The 21,314-nt window shown below is 63.1% G+C and carries 19 protein-coding genes and 1 tRNA gene; 6 read left to right on the forward strand and 14 right to left on the reverse strand.

Going from position 1 to position 21,314, the window contains the following annotated elements; translation table 11 throughout:
* The first annotated feature begins 99 nt into the window (after positions 1-99).
* The 5 genes from putA to C7440_RS09465 all read left to right on the forward strand — a co-directional run bounded on the left by putA (position 100) and on the right by C7440_RS09465 (position 8,393).
* Entirely contained in the window at positions 100-3,768 is a 3,669-nt protein-coding gene (putA, locus tag C7440_RS09445; protein ID WP_116518338.1) for a trifunctional transcriptional regulator/proline dehydrogenase/L-glutamate gamma-semialdehyde dehydrogenase, read from the forward strand.
* Between the two features lie 147 nt (positions 3,769-3,915).
* Positions 3,916-4,734, forward strand: a complete 819-nt coding sequence (locus C7440_RS09450) for a GntR family transcriptional regulator (protein WP_165832518.1) — start codon at positions 3,916-3,918, stop codon at positions 4,732-4,734.
* Positions 4,735-4,881: 147 nt separating this feature from the next.
* A complete protein-coding gene (locus tag C7440_RS09455) occupies positions 4,882-6,897 on the forward strand; it encodes an oxidoreductase (protein ID WP_116518340.1) in 2,016 nt (671 codons plus the stop codon).
* Between the two features lie 9 nt (positions 6,898-6,906).
* Entirely contained in the window at positions 6,907-7,902 is a 996-nt protein-coding gene (locus C7440_RS09460) for an NAD-dependent epimerase/dehydratase family protein (protein ID WP_116518341.1), read from the forward strand.
* 74 nt (positions 7,903-7,976) lie between these two features.
* Positions 7,977-8,393 (forward strand): organic hydroperoxide resistance protein, encoded by a 417-nt coding sequence (locus C7440_RS09465; RefSeq protein WP_116518342.1) that lies wholly within the window; start codon positions 7,977-7,979, stop codon positions 8,391-8,393.
* Between the two features lie 34 nt (positions 8,394-8,427).
* On the opposite strand, the gene C7440_RS09470 is transcribed toward C7440_RS09465, so the two are convergent.
* The 11 genes from C7440_RS09470 to C7440_RS09520 form a co-directional block, all read right to left on the reverse strand.
* On the reverse strand, positions 8,428-9,282 hold the full coding sequence (locus C7440_RS09470) for an isocitrate lyase/PEP mutase family protein (RefSeq protein ID WP_116518343.1): 855 nt from the start codon (positions 9,280-9,282) through the stop codon (positions 8,428-8,430).
* A 45-nt stretch (positions 9,283-9,327) separates the two neighbouring features.
* Entirely contained in the window at positions 9,328-10,029 is a 702-nt protein-coding gene (locus C7440_RS09475; protein WP_116518344.1) for an ABC transporter ATP-binding protein, read from the reverse strand.
* Entirely contained in the window at positions 10,022-10,765 is a 744-nt protein-coding gene (locus C7440_RS09480; RefSeq protein WP_116518581.1) for an ABC transporter ATP-binding protein, read from the reverse strand. The genes C7440_RS09475 and C7440_RS09480 overlap by 8 nt, the downstream gene beginning before the upstream one ends.
* Positions 10,765-11,757, reverse strand: coding sequence for a branched-chain amino acid ABC transporter permease (locus tag C7440_RS09485; RefSeq protein ID WP_116518345.1), 993 nt, complete (start codon positions 11,755-11,757; stop codon positions 10,765-10,767). Before C7440_RS09485 ends, C7440_RS09480 begins: the two co-directional genes overlap by 1 nt.
* 1 nt (position 11,758) lies before the next feature.
* Positions 11,759-12,628 (reverse strand): branched-chain amino acid ABC transporter permease, encoded by an 870-nt coding sequence (locus C7440_RS09490; RefSeq protein WP_116518346.1) that lies wholly within the window; start codon positions 12,626-12,628, stop codon positions 11,759-11,761.
* Positions 12,629-12,685: 57 nt separating this feature from the next.
* Positions 12,686-13,936, reverse strand: coding sequence for an ABC transporter substrate-binding protein (locus tag C7440_RS09495; protein ID WP_116518347.1), 1,251 nt, complete (start codon positions 13,934-13,936; stop codon positions 12,686-12,688).
* 128 nt (positions 13,937-14,064) lie between these two features.
* Positions 14,065-14,685: a 3-isopropylmalate dehydratase small subunit gene (leuD, locus tag C7440_RS09500; RefSeq protein WP_116518348.1), complete on the reverse strand. Its 621-nt coding sequence runs from the start codon at positions 14,683-14,685 to the stop codon at positions 14,065-14,067.
* Positions 14,682-16,112 (reverse strand): 3-isopropylmalate dehydratase large subunit, encoded by a 1,431-nt coding sequence (leuC, locus tag C7440_RS09505; RefSeq protein WP_116518349.1) that lies wholly within the window; start codon positions 16,110-16,112, stop codon positions 14,682-14,684. The genes leuD and leuC overlap by 4 nt, the downstream gene beginning before the upstream one ends.
* On the reverse strand, positions 16,105-17,043 hold the full coding sequence (locus C7440_RS09510) for a polysaccharide deacetylase family protein (RefSeq protein WP_116518350.1): 939 nt from the start codon (positions 17,041-17,043) through the stop codon (positions 16,105-16,107). Before C7440_RS09510 ends, leuC begins: the two co-directional genes overlap by 8 nt.
* 13 nt (positions 17,044-17,056) lie before the next feature.
* Positions 17,057-17,974 (reverse strand): polysaccharide deacetylase family protein, encoded by a 918-nt coding sequence (locus tag C7440_RS09515; protein WP_116518351.1) that lies wholly within the window; start codon positions 17,972-17,974, stop codon positions 17,057-17,059.
* Positions 17,971-18,648, reverse strand: a complete 678-nt coding sequence (locus tag C7440_RS09520) for an isochorismatase family protein (protein WP_116518582.1) — start codon at positions 18,646-18,648, stop codon at positions 17,971-17,973. The genes C7440_RS09515 and C7440_RS09520 overlap by 4 nt, the downstream gene beginning before the upstream one ends.
* 193 nt (positions 18,649-18,841) lie before the next feature.
* Here C7440_RS09520 and C7440_RS09525 point away from each other — a divergent pair, with 193 nt between their 5' ends.
* Complete coding sequence (locus C7440_RS09525) at positions 18,842-19,945, forward strand: acetamidase/formamidase family protein (protein ID WP_165832519.1); 1,104 nt, start codon at positions 18,842-18,844, stop codon at positions 19,943-19,945.
* Between the two features lie 76 nt (positions 19,946-20,021).
* On the opposite strand, the gene C7440_RS09530 is transcribed toward C7440_RS09525, so the two are convergent.
* The 3 genes from C7440_RS09530 to C7440_RS09540 all read right to left on the reverse strand — a co-directional run bounded on the left by C7440_RS09530 (position 20,022) and on the right by C7440_RS09540 (position 21,241).
* Positions 20,022-20,486, reverse strand: coding sequence for an RES family NAD+ phosphorylase (locus tag C7440_RS09530; protein WP_116518353.1), 465 nt, complete (start codon positions 20,484-20,486; stop codon positions 20,022-20,024).
* Positions 20,483-20,932: an antitoxin Xre/MbcA/ParS toxin-binding domain-containing protein gene (locus C7440_RS09535; RefSeq protein WP_116518354.1), complete on the reverse strand. Its 450-nt coding sequence runs from the start codon at positions 20,930-20,932 to the stop codon at positions 20,483-20,485. The genes C7440_RS09530 and C7440_RS09535 overlap by 4 nt, the downstream gene beginning before the upstream one ends.
* Positions 20,933-21,164: 232 nt before the next feature.
* A tRNA-Pro gene (locus tag C7440_RS09540) sits at positions 21,165-21,241 on the reverse strand.
* Between the last annotated feature and the right edge of the window lie 73 nt (positions 21,242-21,314).

The following is a 21,314-nucleotide window of genomic DNA, read 5'->3' on the forward strand; positions in this document are numbered from 1 at the left end:
AAACAGCACACTAGGGGGTCGGCGTGAGCACATCCAGCGTGGCATCTCTGCAAAAACAGCTCGCCCAATCGTCCGGCGCGCCGCCCTTGCGCGCCGCCCTTGCGCGACGCCGTCGCCGCCGCGCACCTCATGTCCGAACCCCAGGCTGTCGAAGGCCTGCTGGCCCGGGCCGGGCCCCTGAAGCAGCAGGCCAGGCCCATCCACATCCTGGCCGGTCGCCTGGCCACCGCGTGGCGCGAACAGAAGGCCTCCGGCCAGAACGACCTGACACAAAGCCTGCTGCAGGAATTCTCGCTGTCAGACAAAGAAGGCATTGCATTGATGTGCCTGGCCGAAGCACTGCTGCGCATCCCAGACAAACAGACTCGCAACGCCCTCATCCGCGACAAGATCTCCGCCGGCGACTGGCAACGGCATTTGGGCGCCTCTGCCTCGACCTTCGTCAATGCGGCCGCCTGGGGCCTGCTTGTCACCGGCCGGCTGGTCTCCGATCATGAAAGCGGGCTGGCTGGCTCATTGGCACGGCTGGCGGCCAGGGGCGGCGAACCCCTGATTCGCGCCGCCGTCGACGTGGCCCTGCGCAAGATCGGAGAACAGTTCGTCGCCGGCCAGACCATCGCCGAAGCCTTGTCCCGCTCACAAGAGCCCGAGCAGGCGGGTTTTCGCCATTCTTACGACATGCTGGGCGAAGCCGCCCTGACCAGCGCCGACGCTCAGCGCTATATGCAGGCTTACGAACAAGCCATCCATGCCATCGGCAAAGCGGGAAACCGCCGCGGCATCTACGAGGGGCCCGGAATTTCAGTCAAGCTGTCTGCGCTGCACCCCCGCTACAGCCGGGCCAAGATCGACCGTGTCATGACCGAGCTGTACGCACGGCTGCAACACCTGGCCGTGCTGGCAAAGCACTATGACATGGGCTTGAACATCGACGCCGAAGAAGCCGACCGGCTGGAAATCTCGCTGCGCCTCGTCGAGCGGCTGCGCCTCGATCCCCTGCTGGCCGGCTGGGACGGAATGGGAGTCGCCGTCCAGGCCTACCAGAAGCGATGCCCGCAGGTCGTGGACTTTTTACTCGATCTGGCGCGGCGCAGCAGGCACCGCCTGATGATCAGATTGGTAAAAGGCGCTTATTGGGACACCGAGATCAAGCGCGCTCAAGTGGGCGGCCTGCCCGACTACCCCGTGTTCACCCGCAAGGCGCACACCGACCTGGCGTATCTCGTCTGCGCGCAGACGCTGCTTTCCGAGCCCAAGCTCTGCTACCCGCAGTTCGGCACCCACAATGTCCATACCGTGGCGGCCATCCATGAAATGGCCCAAGCGGCTGCCGAGCCGCGCGAATACGAGTTCCAGTGCCTGCACGGAATGGGCGAGACCCTGTACCGGCAGGTAGCCGGCCCCACCTCGGAAGGCAAGCTTGGCCACGCCTGCCGCATTTACGCGCCGGTGGGCACGCACGACACCTTGCTGGCCTACCTGGCCAGGCGCCTGCTGGAAAACGGCGCCAACACCTCGTTCGTCAACCAGATTTCCGACCCCTCGCGCTCGATCGACTCGCTCATCCAGGATCCTGTCCACACTATCGAGCGGGCGGGCGAGGTAGACGGCAGAATCGGGCTTCCTCATCCGCGGATACCCCTGCCGGCGGCCCTGTTCGGCCCAAGCCGCGTCAATTCCGCCGGCGCCGACCTGAACAGCGAGCACACCATCGCCGCGCTGACGGCGTACTTGCTGGATGAGGAAAGAAGCCAATGGCATGCCGCGCCGATCATCAACGGGCAAGACGCGCCAGGGCAGCGCCGCGCCGTACTCAACCCCGCCAGGCGATCCGAGATTGTCGGGTACGCAAGCGAAGCGACCGCCACGCAAGTATCCCAGGCTGTGGCCATAGCGGCACAAGGCTGGTTCCAATGGTCGCAGGCGGCGCCCGCCTCGCGCGCCGCCATACTGGAAGCCGCTGCAACCGCTCTTGAACGAGACACCCATCTGTTCATGGCGATGCTGATACGGGAAGCCGCCAGAACCTCTGCCAATGCCCTGGCCGAAGTTCGCGAAGCGGTGGATTTCCTGCGCTTCTATGCGCGGCAGGCCAGAAGCTTTGCCCGCGGCACGCATGAGTCCTGGGGACCAGTGGCCTGCATCAGTCCCTGGAATTTTCCGCTTTCAATCTTTACCGGGCAGATCGCCGCCGCCCTGGCCGCCGGCAATACGGTTCTGGCCAAGCCCGCCGGACAGACCCCGCTCGTTGCCCATGCAATGGTCCGGCTGCTGCTGAACGCCGGTGTCCCCGCGACGGCCCTGCAGCTGTTACCCGGCGCCGGTGGGGCGGTCGGCTCGGCCCTGGTCGCCGACGAACGCATCAAGGGGGTCTTGTTTACAGGCTCGACCGACGTGGCAAAAACGCTTGCCAGGCAGATCGCCGGGCGTCTCGATGCCCGGGGACGCCAGGTGCCGCTGATCGCGGAAACCGGCGGGCAGAACGCCATGCTGGTGGATTCATCGGCCCTGCCCGAGCAAGTTGTCGGCGACGTAATGGCGTCGGCATTCGACAGCGCGGGCCAGCGCTGCTCGGCCTTGCGCGTGCTCTGCCTGCAGGACGACATTGCCGAACCCGTGCTGCGGATGCTGAAAGGCGCGATGGCCCAGCAGGCCATCGGCGAACCCATCCTGCTGGCGACCGACATCGGGCCGGTCATCGACGGCCACGCCAAAGCGCGCATCATGCGCCACATCGAACAGCTCAAAGCCCAGGGATGCGCCGTTTTCCAGGCGCACGACCAGAACGAACTGGATCGGCTCGACGGTGCTTTCATCGCCCCCACCCTGATCGAAATTCCATCCGTACTTCGACTTGAAGACGAGGTATTCGGCCCCGTGCTGCATCTGGTTCGCTACAAGCGCCAGGATTCCGACTCGCTGATCCAGCACATCAACAGCCTGGGCTACGGGCTGACTTTCGGCCTGCACAGCCGCATCGACGAAACCATCGCCAAGGCCTCCAGCCAGGCCAGGGCCGGCAACATCTATGTCAATCGCAATATCGTCGGCGCGGTGGTGGGTGTGCAGCCGTTCGGAGGAGAAGGGCTATCGGGCACCGGCCCCAAGGCGGGCGGCCCCTTGTACCTGCTGAGGCTGCTGTCGCAAAAGCCCGCCTCGGCGGCGATGCGGGCCCTGGAATCGCCGGACGTGACGATATCGGTCGACACATCGAGCCGAAACGCCATGCAGGGCGAACTTGCGCAGTTGCAAGACTGGGCACTGCAACATCAGCGCCCCGCCCTGGCCAAGGCCTGCCAGCTTTTTGCGGCAAACACCCCTTCAGGGACCAGGTATACGCTTCCCGGCCCCACGGGCGAACTCAACACGTACAGCCTGCATCCCAAGGGTCCGATATTGTGCCTGGGCCAAAGCGATGACGATTTGCTGATGCAGCTTGCTGCCACCGTGGCGGTAGGCAGCCATGCCCTGGTGCTTTCAGAGCACGCCGCCCCCCTTTCCCGCCTGCCCCACCGGGTGCTTGACCGCGTACATGTTGTCGAAGACTGGCAAGGCCAACGTTTCGAGGCCGCACTGTTTCATGGTTCCCGGCCGGCGGCCACGGAACTGGCCCATGCCCTGGCCGGGCAAGAGGGGCCGATCATCGCCTTGATCGCCCTGGATGCGGGCTGCGCGCAAATTCCCCTGGAGCGGCTCGTGGTCGAGCGGAGCATCAGCATCAATACCGCGGCAGCGGGCGGCAACCCCGCTTTATTGACCATGAACTGACACTTTTCAAGGCGGCCTGATCACCTCCGGACCGATTCACAAAGATCGCCTCCGGCCCGATTTCCGGGCACTGCGGCGAGTGCGCCAATTGCCCCAAAAGACCTAATGGCATATCATTTACGGCGTACAACATCGTCCGCATTCGATATGCCCTCTACCTCTATTTCCGACACCCACCACGAAGAAGCAAGACTCAGTTCGTCTTCTCCGTTGCCCCTGTACCACCGCGTATACCTGCTGCTGCGCGAACGCATCGTCAACAGCACATATGGGCCCGGCGACACGCTGCCTTCAGAGGCAGAGCTGATGAACGCGTTCGGCGTCAGCCGCATTACGGTCCAGCGTGCGCTCAACACGCTGGCCGGCGAAGGTTTCGTCACACGCGCGCGGGGCCGCGGCACCACCGTGACCCAAGAGGCGGCCTCGCTGCAAGTTGATCGCCCGATCGCGGCAAGCATGAACGGGCTTCTGGTCAATCTTTCGAACATCGGCCAGGGCACGACGGTCAAGCTCATCCACTTCGGCTATCAGCGAGCGTCGCGGTCGGTCGCCCAGGCATTGGACATCGAGCCGGGCACGTCCATACAGAAAGCGACGCGCGTGCGTTTTCTCAGGGGCGAGCCGTTTTCCCAATCGGTCAGCCACGTCATTGAAGAAGTGGGCCGCTCGTACTCGCGCAAAGATCTCGAAACCCATACACTCATCGGCCTGATCCAGCGCGCACGCGTCATACATCGGGTGGAACAGTCTATCGTCAGCACCCTGGCCGACGACACGCAGGCCCGGCTGCTGCAGACCCACGTGGGAGCCCCGCTTCTGAAACTGAGCCGGGTATTCTTCGATCCGCAGAACCTGCCGATCAACGTCGCCGAGATCTACTATCACCCCGATCGCTTCGAGTTCCGCGTGACCTGGACCAGGGACGCCGACAACCAGATGCAGGTCGATCTTCATTCGTCACTCTGAATAGAGCCCGCCCGCTCGCAGGACTCCCCTGCTTCCCTGTTGCCCCACCGGGATAACCCGAATGGTCCGGCATGACCATCTCTTCATATGATATAACAACCGATCTTTAATACATTAGAAGGATCGGCGAGCTTCCGAGGAGTTTTCATGCTTGGCGATTCTTTGCCGGTGCCGAAAGACGCGCTGGTGCTGCAGCCCATCCAGCTGGGTGGGCTTACCCTGCGCAACCGCATCTTCGTGCCGGCGCACACCACCAGCTACGGCAAAGACCACCTTCCCTCCGATCAGCACTTGGCCTACCACGCCGCCCGGGCGCGCGGAGGAGTGGGCGCCATCATCTTCGAGGCCATCCGGGTGCAGGACAATTGCGTGGGCCGCCCCCAGGGGGTTGCGGGCTTCGAGCGCTCCTGTATCGAGCCTTTCTCGCGCATCGCCCGGGCGGTAAATGCCGAAGGCGCGCGGCTGCTGGGGCAGGTCATCCACCTGGGCCGGCAGGTGGACGGCGACTTCGAACGTACGGTCTCTTGGGCGCCCTCGGACATCCGCTGGTCCACCTCTTCGGCCATGCCCCACATCATGACCGAAGACGACATGCAGACCGTCATCGACGCCCATGTGCGCACCAGCCTGAACTTGGTCGAGGCGGGCCTGGACGGCATCGAGGTGCAGCTGGCCCACGGCCATCTGCTTCCGCAATTCCTTTCGCCTCTTTCCAACCAACGCGACGATGCCTATGGCGGAAGCCTGGAAAACCGCATGCGCTTTCCCCTGGCCGTGGTGGCCGCCATCCGCAAGGCGGTGGGCAACGATTTCTGCATGGGCGTGCGCCTGGGCGCCGAAGAGTTTTTGCCCGAAGCGCTGCACCTGGATGAGGCGGTGGAGATCGCCAGGCGCCTTGCCCGGGCCGTGCGGCTGGACTTCGTCAATGTGTCGCACTCGGCCTATCACGCCAGCTATTCGCTTGCCATGCAGATGGCCGACATGGCCATCGACCCGCAGCCCTTCCGCCAGTTTCCCGCAGCGGTGCGCAAAGCCCTGCATGACGACGGCCATCGCTTTCCGGTCATGGCCGTGTGCCGCTTCAGAACGCTGGACGAAGCAGAGGCCACCCTGCGGGCCGGCCACGCCGACATGGTCGGCATGGCGCGGGCACATATTGCGGAACCCGCCATCGTCAGGAAAACCATCGAAGGCCGCCAGGACGAGATCCGCCCCTGCATCAACTGCAACCAGGGCTGCGCCGGCATGCTGGAAAAGAATATTTCCATACGATGCCTGGTCAACCCGCGCACCGGCCTGGAAAGCCGGTGGGACGAAACGCAAGCACTGCCCAAAGCATCCAGGCCCGGCGCCATTGTCGTCGTGGGCGGCGGCCCCGGCGGCATGGAAGCCGCCGCCGAACTCGCGGCCCTGGGACATAAGGTGCAGCTCTGGGAAGCCGGCGATGCCCTGGGCGGCAAGCTGCAATACGCGGCGGCGCTTACGCTCCGCAACGAATGGGAACACCTGCTGTCCTTCCAGCGCATCCGCCTCGGCCGCCATGGCGTAACCCTGCGCCTGGGCACCCGCGCCGATGCCGCGACGCTGTGTGCCGCCCGCCCCGATGCAATCGTACTGGCCACCGGCTCACTACCGCGCCCCGCCCCGCTTGCCGGCGAAGGCAAGGTGTTTCGCCTTGCTGAAGCACTGGAGCAACTCGATCAGCTGGGCGGCTCCGTCGCCTTCGTCGACCTGACAGGCGAGTGGTCATCGCTGTCGGCCATCGAGCATTTTGCGCAAACACGCCGTGTCAGCGTCCTGACCCCCGGCACCGCCTTTGCATGGCGAACCACCATTTACAGCAACCTGGCCACCCAGCGCCGGCTGCGCGAAAAAAAGGTTCGCATCATGCCCCTGCGAAAAGTGCACTCATGGGACGGCCGGACCCTTGTGGCGGAAGACGTCTCCACCGGCGAGAACCTGGAGCTCGCCGGCTTCGACAGCGTCGTCGTCGCCCAGTACGACATTGCCAACGACGGGCTTCATGCGCCCCTGCGCCAGGCGGGCATGGCGGTAACGCTCGTGGGAGACTGCCTTGCGCCGCGCACGGCCCTGGAGGCCCTCTACGAGGGCGCCGAAGCGGCCCGAAAAATCCATTCCGCCCTTTCGGGCAACCACGATTAAGAAGACAGCATGAGCATACTTGTCACGGGCGCCTCGGGCTTTATCGGGTTGAACCTGCTGGAAACACTGCTGCGCAAGGGCGAAAAAGTCGTGGCCTTCAGCCACGACGCCGTTCCGGAACACGCGCTGGCTCATCTGGCCCCGCTCGGGGGCTCGCTGGAATGGCTGCGCGGCGATGTCAGCGACCCCGACACGGTGCAGTCGCTGTTCGCCGGCCGCGATATCTCGCATGTGGTGCATGCGGCCACCATCACCGCCGGCCCGCAGCTGCCGCCCACTCAGGCGGAACGGGTGTTGAGAGTGAACATCACCGGCACCCAGCTGATGCTGCAGGCAGCTCGCCAGGCTTCGGTCAAGCGTTTCGTGCTGATCAGTTCATCGGCCGTCAATGGCGATGCGCCGTTCGAGCCGCAACGGCTGGATGAAACGTCGTCGACGCGTCCGCTGGGGCTGTATGGCTATACCAAGCTGGCCACCGAACAACTGGCCCAGCTATGGCAGCAGCAATATGGGCTGGACGTGATTACCGCCAGGCTGACGGCCATCTTCGGCCCCTGGGAGCGCGACACCGGCGTGCGTGGCACGCTCAGCCCGCCGTTCCAGCTTGCCCTCGAAGCGCTGCGCGGCAGCCCCGCCACGATTTCCGCGCACGGCCGGCGCGACTGGACGTTGAGCACGGACATCGCCGCCGGCATCTGCACGCTGCTGTTCGCACCTTCCCCCCGGCACCGGCTGTACAACCTGGCCAGCGGCGAGCTCTGGCACCCGCGCATGCTCTGCCAGGCCCTGCAGGCCGTGTTCCCGCACTGGTCATGGCAGGAATCCGAAGACGCTTCGGCCTGCACGGTGCAATACAACGACGACCTGAGCCGCCCGCGCATATCGCCTCTGCTGGGCGAACGGTACAGCAGCGAGTTCCAGACAGCGTTCACCCCAGCCGCCCGCGCCGTGGAGATCTATGCGCGATGGGTGCACGAGCATTCCCGCTTTCTTCTCAACCCCTAGTGTCCTGTTTGGTCAAGACACTATTGCAAGGGCTTACCACCCTGCCAGTTCATGCAACCAAGGAATCATCGACGATGAAAGTACTTTACACAGCGGTCGCCACCGCAACAGGCGGCCGCCAGGGCCACGCCCAGAGCGAAGACGGCTCATTCAGCGCAAAGCTGGCGCGGCCGGTCGAAATCGGCGGCCCGGGCGGCGGCACCAACCCCGAAGAGCTGTTCGCCTGCGGTTATGCCGCATGCTTTGCCAGCACGCTGGACCACCTTGCCAAGCTGCGCAAGATCGAACTGGGCGAAGTGAAGGTAAAGGCCTGGGTCAGCCTGGGCGTGGGCCCCGACGGCAAGTACGGGCTGCAGGCAAGGCTGCAGGCCGCCCTGCCCGATCTGCCCCGCGACAAGGCCGAGGAACTGCTTTCGGCCACCCACAATACCTGCCCCTACTCGGCCGCCATCCGGGGCAATGTAGAGGTTGAAGTCAGTCTGGCGCCCTGAGCGAACCCGCCCCTGGCGCCTATGCCGGGGCTGCCTAGGCGTAGCGCTCGCTGGACGCCAGCAGCGCCTTGGTTCCGATGACATCGTTCAGGCCATCGAAGTCGTACATGTGGTCCTGGAACGGCTGGTTCGACTGGTTCTTGGCCAGCGACGCGTAGTACAGCTCGGCCGTATGCGCCAGGGCACGCACGATACCTCCGGGGAAGATCACGACTCGAAAGCCCAGCTCGGACAGCTCGGCCGCGGATCGCAAGGGCGTATGCCCTCCCTCGACCATATTGGCCAGCAGGGGCGCCTTGCCCCCCAGCGAAGAAACGATCTGGCGCATCTGGTCCAGCGACCGGGGCGCCTCGACGAAGATCACATCGGCGCCGGCCTCTTGATAGGCGTGCGCGCGCTCCAGCGCCGCCTCGAAGCCTTCGACCGCAATCGCATCGGTGCGCGCGATGATCAGCGTCTCGTCGCTGGCGCGCGCATCGAGCGAAGCCTTGACCTTGCCCACCATCTCGGCCATGGGGATGAGCGATTTTCCGGTGAGATGGCCGCAACGCTTGGGCATGCTCTGGTCTTCCAGCTGAAGTGCGCTGGCGCCCGCGCGCTCGTACAGGCGCACGGTGCGCTGCACGTTCAGGGCGTTGCCGTGCCCGTTGTCGGCGTCGACGATCAGGGGTGTCTGCACCCGATCGCGAATGAGTGCAATGACTTCGGCGACCTCGGTCATGGTCACCAGCCCGATGTCGGGCCGCCCCAGCCGGGTATAGGCAACGCCCGCCCCGGTCAGGTACAAGGCCTTGAAGCCATGCCCGGATGCAATCAATGCGGTCAATGCGTCATACACGCCCGGGGCGATCACGGTTTCGCCCTGGGACAGCAATTTCTTCAGCAGCATATGTCCTCTCTTTCGACAGGCGCGCGGCGCGCCTTCAATACTTGTTCACATTCCAAGATAGGTGCGGCGCAACTCGGGGTTGGCCATGACCTCTTGCGAGCTGCCCGAAATGGCAAAGCGCCCCTGCTCGAGAACATAAGTGCGGCTGGCCACTTCGAGGGACTGCACCACGTTCTGTTCGACCAGCATGATGCTCAGGCCCTCGGCGTTGATGCGCCTGATCAGCGAGAACATTTCCTCGACCATGACCGGAGACAGGCCCAGCGACGGCTCGTCCAGGATGAGCAGGCGGGGCTCGGACATGAGCCCGCGCGCAATGGCCAGCATCTGCTGCTCGCCGCCCGACAAGGTGCCGGCCGCCTGCGAACGGCGCTCTTTCAGCCGGGGAAAGGCCTGGAACATGCGCTCGATGTTGCGCCGCTTGTTGGCGCCGGCCCGGCGATAGGCCCCAACCTCAAGGTTCTCTTCAACCGTCAGGTCGGGAAACACGCGCCGGCCCTCGGGCACGTGCGCGATGCCCAACCCCACGATTTCGGCCGAGGAGCAATGGCTGATCTCGGAGCCATTGAAGAGGATGGAGCCCGCCCTGGCCCGGATCAGGCCGCTTATCGTGTTGTTCAGCGTCGTCTTCCCGACCCCGTTCGAGCCGAGCACCGCGACGATTTCCCCTTCGGCCACGCGCATGTCGATGCCATACAGTATGTCCACCGAGCCATAACCGGCTTTCAGATCGGATATCTCAAGCATTTGTCTGCTCCGTGTTCAGGCGCCTGGCAGCCCCCTGGCCCAGATAGGCCTCGATGACGGTCTCATTCCTCACCAGCTCCTGGGGTGTTCCGTGGGCGATCATGGCACCCTGGTTCAACACGTAGACTTCATCGGACAGCGACATGACCGCCTGCATGACGTGCTCGATGAGAAGAATGGTGGTTCCCTGGCTGCGTATCGCACGGATCATCGTCACGATCTCCTGCACTTCGCTGGGAATCAGGCCGGCCATCACCTCGTCCAGCAAAAGAAAAGACGGCGAGGTGGCCAGGGCCTTGGCCAGTTCCAGGCGCTTGCGCCCCGCGACGGTCAGGTCTTGCGCCGGCAGGTCGAGCATGCGGCCCATGCCCAGCTGCACGGCCACTTCGCGCGCCTTGGCCAGGGCATCTTCGCGCTTCTTGTGATGCAGGTGGGCGCCCACGGCGATGTTCTCGAGCACGCTGAGCCCGGCGAAGGGCTGCACGATCTGGAATGTGCGTGTCAGGCCCAGGCGGCAGATTTCATGCGGAGGCAGGCCTTTGATGGATCGCCCCTGGAACAGGATCTCGCCCGAATCGGGAGGGGCAAAGCCCGAGACGATGGAGAACAAGGTGGTCTTGCCTGCGCCGTTGGGGCCTATCAGCGCCACGATGCTGCCCTGCTTCACTTCAAGAGACGCGTTGTCGACGGCGAGCAGTCCACCAAAGCGCTTGCTTACTCCTTCCACTTTCAGCATCATGCCTTCTCCTTGGACACCCCGGTGGCGCCACGCCCTCGGCGCGGCCCCATGCGATCGAACAGCCCCATCACGCCATCGGGCAGGAAGCGCAGGATGAGCAGCAGCAACACGCCATAGAACACCAGGTTGATGCCGGTGGCGCTGCCCACCGCCATCTTCACGATCTCGCCCACCGAATGCAGCAGCACGGTGCCGAGCACCGGGCCCAGAATGGTGCCCGCCCCGCCTATGGTGGCGCCCAGCAGGGCTTCGATGGACATGACCGGCCCATAGGCGATGGGCGCGTCGATATACAGGAAAGTCTGCAGATAGGCCACGCCGGCCGCCGCGGACACCCCGCCCGCGGCGAACATGCCCGCCACCTTGATGCGGAACGTATTGATGCCCAGCGCCTTGGAAGCATCTTCGTTCTCGCGTATGGCGGCAAGATATGCGCCAAAGCGGGAGCGCTTGATCGCCAGCGACACCAGCAGGGCCAGAATGACCAGGCCCAGCGCGAACAGGTAGTTCTCGGTGCGCGAGGGAAACTGCAGGCTGCTCCATTGCTGCACCAGCGGCAACTGCAGGCCCGAGCCCCCGCCGGTAAACTCGAACGAACTGGCCACCACGCGCAGCACCTCGGCGAACGCCAGCGTAACCAGGGAAAAATACGAGCCGCGCAAGCCGTAGCGGAAGGAGACGGCGCCGATGAACGCGCCGACGAGCGCGCCGCAAAGCATGCCCGCCACCCCGGCCAGCCAGGGATTGAACCCGGCTTGCAGCTGGAACATGGCCGCGGCATACGCGCCCGTGCCGAACAGCGCGGCGTGCCCGAACGACAGCATGCCGCCGAATCCGCCGCTGATGTTCCAGCCTATGGCCAGCACGCACATCAGCAGGATGTTGATGCCGAAGCCCAGCCATTCTTCGGTGGGCCACACCAGCGGAAACAGCGCGAACAGTACCAGAAGCAGCGCAACGGCCTTGTTTCCGATCGAGAGATTCTTCATTTCAGGCCCCCTTCCTTCCAAACAATCCCGAAGGCCGGAACAGAAGCGTCAGGATAAAGCAGGCATATATGCCGATCTGGCCCAGGGTTTCGCCCAGGAACAGGCCGCTGAGCGCCTCGACCACGCCCAGGAAGAGGCCGGCCACCAGTGCGCCCATGTAAGAGCCCATGCCCCCGAGCACCACGGTGGTGAACGCCACCAGCACGAAGCTGTAGCCCACCTGCGGCGTGACATAGAAGGTGGGCATGAGCAGGCAAGCCGCGGCCGCCACGCAGGCGGTGCCGATGCCGAAGCACACGGCGTAGGTATGGTTGACGTCGATGCCCATCAGCTGGGCTCCGCGCTTTTCCTTGGCGACCGCCCGTATGGCCTGGCCTATGCGGGTGCGCATCATGAACAGCCAGACCAGCCCCACGAGCAGCAGCGAGGCGACGAAGGCGATGAGCTTGGGCAAGGGCAGGTAGGCGCCGGCGATCTCCACCATGTTGAACGCATAGGGAACATCGATGGTGCGGGTGTTGGATGTCCAGAAATACAGGGCGAGGTTGTCGATGACGATGGCCAGCGCCAGCGTCACCAGCAGCGTATTGGAGTCCTTGCCGTGGCTGAAGGTGTTGATGACGCCCCGCTGCAGCAAATAGCCGAACACAAAGAAAACCGCCATGAGGAAGGGCATCGCGACGTACGGGTCGACGCCCAGCAGCGTATTCGCAAAGAACACGGCATAGAGCGCCAGCATCAGCAGGCTGCCGTGCGCGAAATTGATGATATGAAGTACGCCATAGATCATGGTCAGCCCCAGGGCGACCAACGCATAGATGGCCCCGGTGGCAAGACCGCTAATTACTGCGGGAGCAATAAGGCTCAGCATTCGACTGCTTCCAGAAAGGCCGGGTGCGCCCTGGGCGCACCCGAGATGCATGGATTACTAACCGCGGTCGGGCATGGGGAACACCGGCTCGGCGGTGGCGAACTCCTTGGGAAACACCAGCTCGATCTTGTCGCCGCGAACCTGCGTGTTCACCAGCTGCGAACCGGTGTTGTCGCCATCTTTGAACACGATGGGTCCGTAGGGCATGATCGTGTCCGAGAACGTCTGGCTGGCCAGGGTCTCGATGATCTTCGCGTGGTCGGTGGAACCTGCCCGCTCGATGGCGTCCACGGCCAGCTGCGTGGCGGCGTAGGCCACCATCACGTCATAGGTCAGGTCGACCTTGGCGGCGGCCGCCTGCTCCACCAGCTTCTTCGACAAGGGCTTCTTGGGGTCGAACCAGTGGTTGGTGTCGATCACGTACTGCGCCGCCTCGTTGTGTTCGCGCACGAAGCGGATATTCGACGCGCCGCCGCCGTAAATGGAGTAGATGGCCTTCAGCTTGAGCCGCTGCTGCTGAATGGCGCGCATGAACAGGATGAACTCGTTGATATAGTGCGAGGGCATGACCATGTCGGCGCCCGAGGCGCGCAGCCGAAGCACGATATTGGTGAAGTCGCGCTGCGGCGTGGGATGACTGATGGTTTCGACCACCTTGATGCCGATATCGGGCAACTTCTCGCTGAGGATCTTGGCCATGCCGCTGCCGAAGGGGCCGTCTTCATGAACGATGGCAACCGTGCGCACGGCATGGTTCGCCGCCTTGTTCATGGCGTCCAGGTTCAGCATAGACTGCTCGACCGAGCGCACCACCCCCGGCGAAAACCGGAAAGTGTTCTTCAGCCCGCGCTGCACGATCTGCTCGGCGCTGCCCACGTCAACCACATAGGGAATGCCGTAGCGGGCCGCGGCCTGCGTGGTCGACAGGCTGATGGCGCTGGATTGCGCACCGACGATAATCGCCACACCCGCCTGGGCCAGCTTGTCGACCTCGGCAGCCCCGATGTCGGGCCGCGACTGCGCATCGACGAACACCATTTCAACCTTCGCGCCGCCCAGGCTCTTGATGCCGCCCGACTCATTGATGTGATCCAGCGCGAACTGGATGCCCTTGCGGGCCTGCGTGCCGGTATACGACAGGGCTCCGGTAATGGACCCCACCGCCCCCAGCTTGACCACATCCGCTTGCGCGCGCCCCACGAGGGGCACGCCCAGCATGGCTCCGGCAGCGGTGAGCGCACCGGCTTTCAGCACGCTCCGTCGTTTCAGCGCATCATGTGATAAACCTGTTTCTTTGATTGTTTTCATAGTTTCCACCCTTGAAATATGGTTGTGCCACGAAAGTCATGGCCAGGACGGCCACACCGGTAGTGTCCTGTTTGGTTATGGCCAGTCCAGGCGCCGAAGATAAGTACGCGAATTAGCCAAACAGGACACTAGCTGCTCCTGGGTTGTGCCCATGGCATGTTTGAAAAATAGTCCTTCTCAAAACGCTCCACGAGGTCAAGCATGCCTACCGTGAGTTCAAGATCGTCCACCCCCTTCATGAGGCATTCACGCCAGAAGGGGTCGATCTTGAACTCGTGCGCCGTCCCGTCCGCAAGCTGCACCTTTTGCGCGGCCAGGTCGACGGCAATTTCCTGCGAGGGTTCCCGGCGCAGGCTTTGCCTGATGTCCCGGCACACGGCCTCGGGCAATCGCACGGGCACGATGCCGTTCTTCAAGCAGTTATTGTGAAAAATATCGCCGAAGCTGGGGGCCAGGATGGCGCGAATGCCAAAATCGCTCAACGCGTACACAGCGCCTTCGCGAGACGAGCCGCAACCGAAATTCTCTTCAGCGACGAGTATCCGCGCATCGCGATAGCCCGGCTGGTTCAGCACGAAGCCCGGCTGCTCGCGCCCTGCCGCATCGAATCGCAGATCGTGGAACAGCAGTTGCCCGTATCCTTTGCTTCGATCCTGCTTGAGAAAGCGCGCCGGCAGGATCTGGTCGGTATCGATGTTCCGGCCCTCGATGGGCGCCGCCCGGCCGGTTTCGCGAATGAAGGGCTTCATGCTTTGGCCAGCTCCAGTCGTCGTACGTCTGTAATCGTGCCCGACACGGCCGCCGCCGCGGCCATCGCGGGGCTTAGCAAATGCGTTCGCGCCCCGGGCCCCTGGCGGCCGACGAAGTTCCGGTTGGACGTCGACGCGCAACGCTTGCCATTCGGCACCACGTCTCCGTTCATGGCGACACAGGCCGAACAGCCCGGCAACATCCACTGCGCCCCCGCCTCCACAAAGATTCGGCCCAGCCCCTCTTCTTCGGCTTCGCGGCGCACCAGGCCCGACCCAGGAACGATCCAGGTGGGTACCCGCACCTTTCTTCCGGCCAGCACGCGCGCGGCTTCGCGCAGGTCATGCAGGCGCGAATTGGTGCAGGAGCCGATGAAAACCATGTCGACCGGCACGCCCTCGAGCGGCATGCCGGGAGCAAGCCCCATGTACTGAAGCGCCGCCCGCATCGCCGCCTGCGCGACCGGATCTTTCTGGGCGGCGGGGTCGGGAACGGCATCGCCGATGCGAATCGCCGTCTCGGGGCTGGTGCCCCAGGTGACCATGGGTTCGATTTGTGAACCATCGATGTGGACCTCGGCATCGAACACGGCGCCTGGATCCGTGGGCAGGCTGCGCCAGTATTGCTCGGCCTTGGTCCAGATTTCGCCTTGGGGAGCGTGGGGCCGGCCCTTCAGGTAGGCATAAGTGGTGTCGTCGGGCGCAACCATGCCGCAGCGGGCTCCCGCCTCGATGGACATATTGCAGAGGGTCAGGCGCTCGTCGATGGACATGGCCTCGATGACCGGCCCCGCGTATTCGATGGCATGGCCGGTGGCGCCCGCCGCCCCGATGGTTGCAATAATGGCCAGGATGACGTCCTTGGCCGAGACGCCCGGCCGGCGTTCGCCGCTTACGGTAATGCGCATGACCTTGGGCTTGACCTGCCACAAGGCCTGGGTGGCCATGACGTGCGCGTTCTCGGACTGGCCGATGCCGAAGGCCAGCGCCCCCAGCGCCCCGTTGGTCGAGGTATGGCTGTCGCTGCACACCACGATGAAGCCCGGAAGCACCATGCCCTGCTCGGGCGCCGTGACGTGCACAATGCCTTGCCGGGGGTCGTCCAGGCGAAAATGACGCACGCCGCTCCATTGCATGTTTTCGTCGAACGTGTCGATCATGCGCGCTATCTCGGGGGTGGCCGCCCCCGAGGCGCTGCGGCTGTTCGTGGGAACGTAGTGATCGGGCACGCCGAACACCTGGCGGGGCGACCTGACCTTCAGGCCGCGGCGGCGCAGGTCGGCAAAGGCATGGAACGACCCTTCATGGATGATGTCGCGGTCGATGTAGAGCAGGGACGGCCCCTGCTCTTTGGCCACGATTACGTGGCTTTCCCAGATTTTGTCGAAGAGCGTGCGAGGCCCGGGGGCCTCTTGCCTTTCAGGCATGGCCGGCCTCCGACGCCTTGAACGCGTCAAGAATCTCGCCGCCCGTGGCGGCCCAGACGCCGTCGTGCCCCAGCATGTAGGCCAGCGCCTCTTTCACTACATGGATGCGATACGGCACGCCCATTACCCAGGCGTGCAGGGGCAGGCTCATGACGCGCCCGCCGTACTCGGCCGATTCGCGGTACAGCACGTCGAAGCGGTCCTTAACCTGCTGCAGCCACTCGAGCTCGGTCTGATGCAGGTCGAGCGTCACGGCCCGGTCGTCCGTTTCTTGCGCCAAAGGCATGGAATACAGCCCGCCGCCGGGTGTTTCCATGAGATAAGGCATGTCGTCGTTGGCCCAGTCGCAGCAATACTCCAGCCCGTGTTCGGCCAGCAGCCGCGGCGTATCGAACGACTGGCTGCGGCCCGGCGACAGCCAGCCGCGTATCGCCTGCCCGGCCCCCGCCTCGCGCAGCTGGACAAGCGTTCTTTCGACCAAAGCCGACTCTTCGTTGGGATCGAGCCCCGTGTAATGCAGGTGCCCCATGTCGAGGCCGTGGGCGATCAGCTCGACGCCATGCTGCTGCAGTTCGCGCATCAGGGCCGGATACCGCGTTGCGACCGCCGCGTTCAACGCCACAGACGCCGGCACGGAATGCGCTTTCAAGACATCGAGAATGCGGAAGATGCCGACCCGATTGCCGTAGTCGCGGCTGGAGTAGTGCCGGAAGTCGGGGTAAGGCATGGTCAGGCCGCCGGGAGCCCTGAAAGGCGTGGCCGGGGCATCGAAGGGAAACCACTGCAAAATGGGAGCGACCCATAAGGCCACGCGCGCCCCGCCCGGCCAAGACACGGGCTTGCGCTGGAAAAGGTCGGACCATGCATACAGGTCGTGGTCCATGCGATGCCCGCGATGCGGATAGCTGAAGTAATCGTCCGTCAAAGCCATGTTCGCTCCTGCCTTATTGAACGGCCGCAATGGCCTGTGCGACGGTGTCGTAGTGATGGTCGTAATAGTGCTGCGCGATCTCGCGGCCCGTCGCAAGCCAGACGCCCTCGTGGCCGGCGATGTAGGCCAGCGCTTCGGCAAAGGCGTCGATGCGGTGCGGCTGCCCCACCAGGTAGGGGTGCAGCGGAATGCACATGACCGTGCCCGACTGTGCGCCCTCGGCGTACAGCTGGTCGAACTGCCGCTTGATGATCTCGCCATAATGGCGGGGCGTGAACAGATTCACGTTGTAGACGATGGTGTCGTTCATCTCGAGCGAGTACGGCACGCTGATGAGCCGGCCGCTGGAAACGTGAACGGGCGTGGGCTGGTCGTCGTGGAACAGGTCGCATGTATAGCGCACCCCTTCTTCGGCCAGCACGTCAAGGCTCCAGGGGTTGTTGGACAAAGCCGGCGAAAGCCAGCCGTCCATGCTCTGGCCTGTCCACTTCTTGATGGTTTCGCGGGAATCGACCACGATGCCGCGCTCTTCTTCGCGCGTCATGCCGTACACATAGCGCGTGTTGTAGATGCCGTGCGAGAAGAACTCCCAGCCCCGGTCGGCGCACGCCTTGATGATTTCCGGGTGGTGGTCGCACATGGCCACGTTCAGCGAAACAGAGCCCCGGAACCCGGTTTCGTCCATCGCGCGCATCATGCGCTGCCACCCCGCCCGATTGCCATAGTCGCGATGCGAATAGGCCAGGACGTCGGGGTGGGGACGGGCCCAGGGCTTGCGCTTGGGGTTGTTGGGCGGATCGAATTCATAGAACTCGATATTGGGCGCCACCCACACCGCAATGCGCGCGCCGCCCGGCCAGGCGATGCGGGGCCGGTTGCGATACGGGAAATAATCGTACAGCTTCAGGTCGCTGACTTGGGTCTCGCTCATTTTGCCGACCCCGCTCTTTGCTTCAGGTGCTCGAACACGTCGGCCACCGGCACCACGTCGCCGTACTTCACGGCAATGTCGTACAGGTTGGCGAAATGCGGGCTTTCATGCTTGTCGGCAACGCATTCTTCGGGCACCACCACCCGGTAGCCGTTGGACAGCGCATCCACCACCGTGGCCCGCACGCAGCCCGAGGTTGAGCCGCCGGTAACCACCACCGTGTCGCAGCCGTGCCATGTCATGAGCGAACGCAGATGGGTTTCGAAAAAGGCTGAGGGCATGCGCTTGTTGAAGATGACGTCGCGCACCTGGTCCACGTTGATGCGGTCGTCGAATTCGGCGCGGCGCGCGCCCACCTTGATGTTCTGCAAAGAGTCGGGCGTATCGGTGCGCGTGCCCCACACGCCGCAGTCTTCGCCCGACTGCATGTAGGCGACGTAGGTCCACACCACGGGCAACTGCTGCGCGCGAAAGGCGTCGGCCAGCTGATTGACATATTCGAGCTGCCTGGGGTCGGTTTCATACGCGGTGGCGAACTCGCCCACGCTGGTGTACGACTTTTGCAGGTCGACGTTCACCAGAATGGGCTTGCGGCCAAACCCGAACCGGGGACGAGTCGGCTTACGCTTGATCTCTTCGTAAAGTTCCCGGGCAGTTTTGCTGGAAAGCTCCATGATCATTTCCCACACATTATCAGAACACCTAATGCTATATCATTAGAAACAAGAGGCGTATAAGGGTTTTCCTCAGATGGTGTGCTCCCCCTTGAGAAAGGACCTAACATCAGGTGGTCTGAAGTGGAGGCTACGCTCGAAATGCCGGTATCGCTCGGGTAGAACAATATCCAATAAACAAGGAGACCGCGGTATGCACGCGATTCGTATTGACCGAAGCAAGAGGTTGTGTGACGAACCCCATTGCGGGCACAACCGCTATCATCCCGATATCGAGCCGCTGCTCGAAGTCAATGAGGGCGAAGAAGTCATACTTGAAACGCGCGACGCGGTCGACGGCCAGATCGCGCCCGACGCAACGGTGGCTGATTTTGCCAAGATCGACATAGGCGCGCTTCATCCGCTTACGGGGCCAGTCTATGTCAAGGGCGTAAAAGCCGGCGACGTTCTTGAAATTGAATTTCTCGACGTCGTGCCGCAGGCAACGGGCTTCACCTGCATCTTGCCCGGCCTGGGCTTTCTGCGCGACGTCATGACCGACCCTTTTCTTGCTCACTGGAAGCTTAGCGACGGATGGGCGACGTCCGAGCAGGTTCCCGGGGTGCGCATTCCGGGCGCGCCGTTCATGGGCATTTCAGCCGTTGCTCCGTCGCGCCAGAAGGTCGAAGAATGGACAAGGCGGGAACAAAAAATAGCCGAACGCGGGGGCATGGTCATGATGCCCGACCCCGCAGGCGCCATTCCGGCCGGCGCCTGCGGCGTTCATGGGCTTAGAACCTTGCCTCCGCGTGAAAACGGCGGCAATTTCGATGTAAAGCAGCTTACCAAGGGCGCCAAGCTGTTCCTGCCGGTGTATGTCGACGGTGGCCTGTTCTCAACCGGAGACGGGCACTTCGCACAAGGCGACGGCGAAGTCTGCGTCAATGCGATCGAGATGGGCGCTACGGTTGCCGTTCGCTTCAAGCGCCATGCCGGGCTGGCCTTGCGGCGCAAGTTCGAAGGCCCGGTGTTCACCTATACGCAACCCGTTCCCGACCCACGCTCGAACCTGTCGCAACAAATGCTTGGCGTGATGGGGATGCCCCTGCATCCCGATGGCGATTGCGAGGGCGAGAACCTGAACCTTGCCGCCCGCAATGCGGTTCTGAACATGATGCACCTGCTGCAAGAGCGCGGCTTCAGCCAGCAGCAGGCGTACGTCATTTGCAGCATCGCCGCCGACCTGCGCATCAGCAACGCCGTCGACGTTCCCAACTACGTCGTTTCCGCCGTGCTGCCCGAGGCGATCTTCGGTTAGCTGCGGCGAAAAACAAAAAGCCCTTCCGGCGGGCAAGCAAGTACGGACGTAGCCAGAGTCGGAGTTTGCCTGAGCTTCAGCCGGAGGTAGGGCTTCTTCCTTTCAACAACCTCCCATCCAACCTCAAGGTTTCCACTTCCACTTTCGCCAAACCCGCTTCGGCATGCAGAGGGTTGAACAGATAATTCCGTGTATGGGGCATGATTGCGCTGGGTACTTGCAATAGCAAAGTTTGGTTCTTGGCCAGCCAATCGTCGCCCAGTGCTCGGGTGTGTGCCGGGTTGTCTTCCCAGTGCTCGGGCAGATGATCGGCGAGATTTTGCATTGATGCGCTGTCGGGAATTTCGATGCGAAGCAGTTTCAAGTTATCGGGAACGTCTTCAGCGTCTATTTCAAGTTGCACCAGTACTTCCAGCATGGCCGAAGCGGGGGAATCAGCCAGATAAACGACAGGCCTTCCGGCACGGTGCCAGCGCCCGCCGGCCAGCATGCCACCTCGTCCGGTCAGATCGGGGAAGGCGCTGATTCTCCAAAAAATCAAAACGCGTAGCCTTCGGCAATTTGCAGCAGCATTTCTTCGACTTGGCGCGTACCCTGGAGCGTCGTAAGAAGCGCCATGGGATTTTGGCCATTGAATCGTGCTTTAGGCTTGGATAGCCAGCGCCTGGCCTTGGCCTGATCGCCAAAGATTGTTTGCGCCATAGCGGCGATGTGTGCCGCGCGGAAAAGCCGGTCGCTTTCGTCTACCGTTAAAGGCTGCTCTTTGGAAAGGCGTGCTTTAAGTGTGCGTAAGGGAATTATCTGATCGCGCTCAAGCGGCGTAACCTCGCCTTTTTCACATAGCTCGACGAGCCGTGTCGCAGGAAACCCATGCACAATGCTGTCGTGAATCTGCGTCTCGCTTGCGTTCTCGGGAATGCCCAGCAAGGCGTTCAAGCGCGAGCGATAGGCAGCGTAGCCGGCGTCTCTCATTATTTCGGCAAACATGGTGTCCTCCTGGCATGGCCAGATTCGGCATATACCGTATTATAGGCGGTATTCGCCGGACGCCTCACTTACGCTGTGGTTCGATCATGCCAAGCGCCACGTACACCTGCATGCCTGAACCAGAAAACCATGCCCAGACCCCCGATAACGGAAAGAGCCAAACCAAAACCTCAACAAAAACAAAGCCCTTGAAATCCAGGCGTGGGATTTCAAGGGCTTTGTTTTAATAACTTGGTCGGGGTGAGAGGATTCGAACCTCCGGCTCCTGCGTCCCGAACGCAGTACTCTACCAGGCTGAGCTACACCCCGAGTGTGTGTTTTGGCTTGAAATCTACAGGCCAAGGCTCAAGGCTTCAGACCCAAAAATGGCCGGGACCCCTAT

This window comes from Pusillimonas noertemannii (assembly GCF_003096595.1).
Lineage (GTDB): Bacteria > Pseudomonadota > Gammaproteobacteria > Burkholderiales > Burkholderiaceae_B > Pusillimonas > Pusillimonas noertemannii.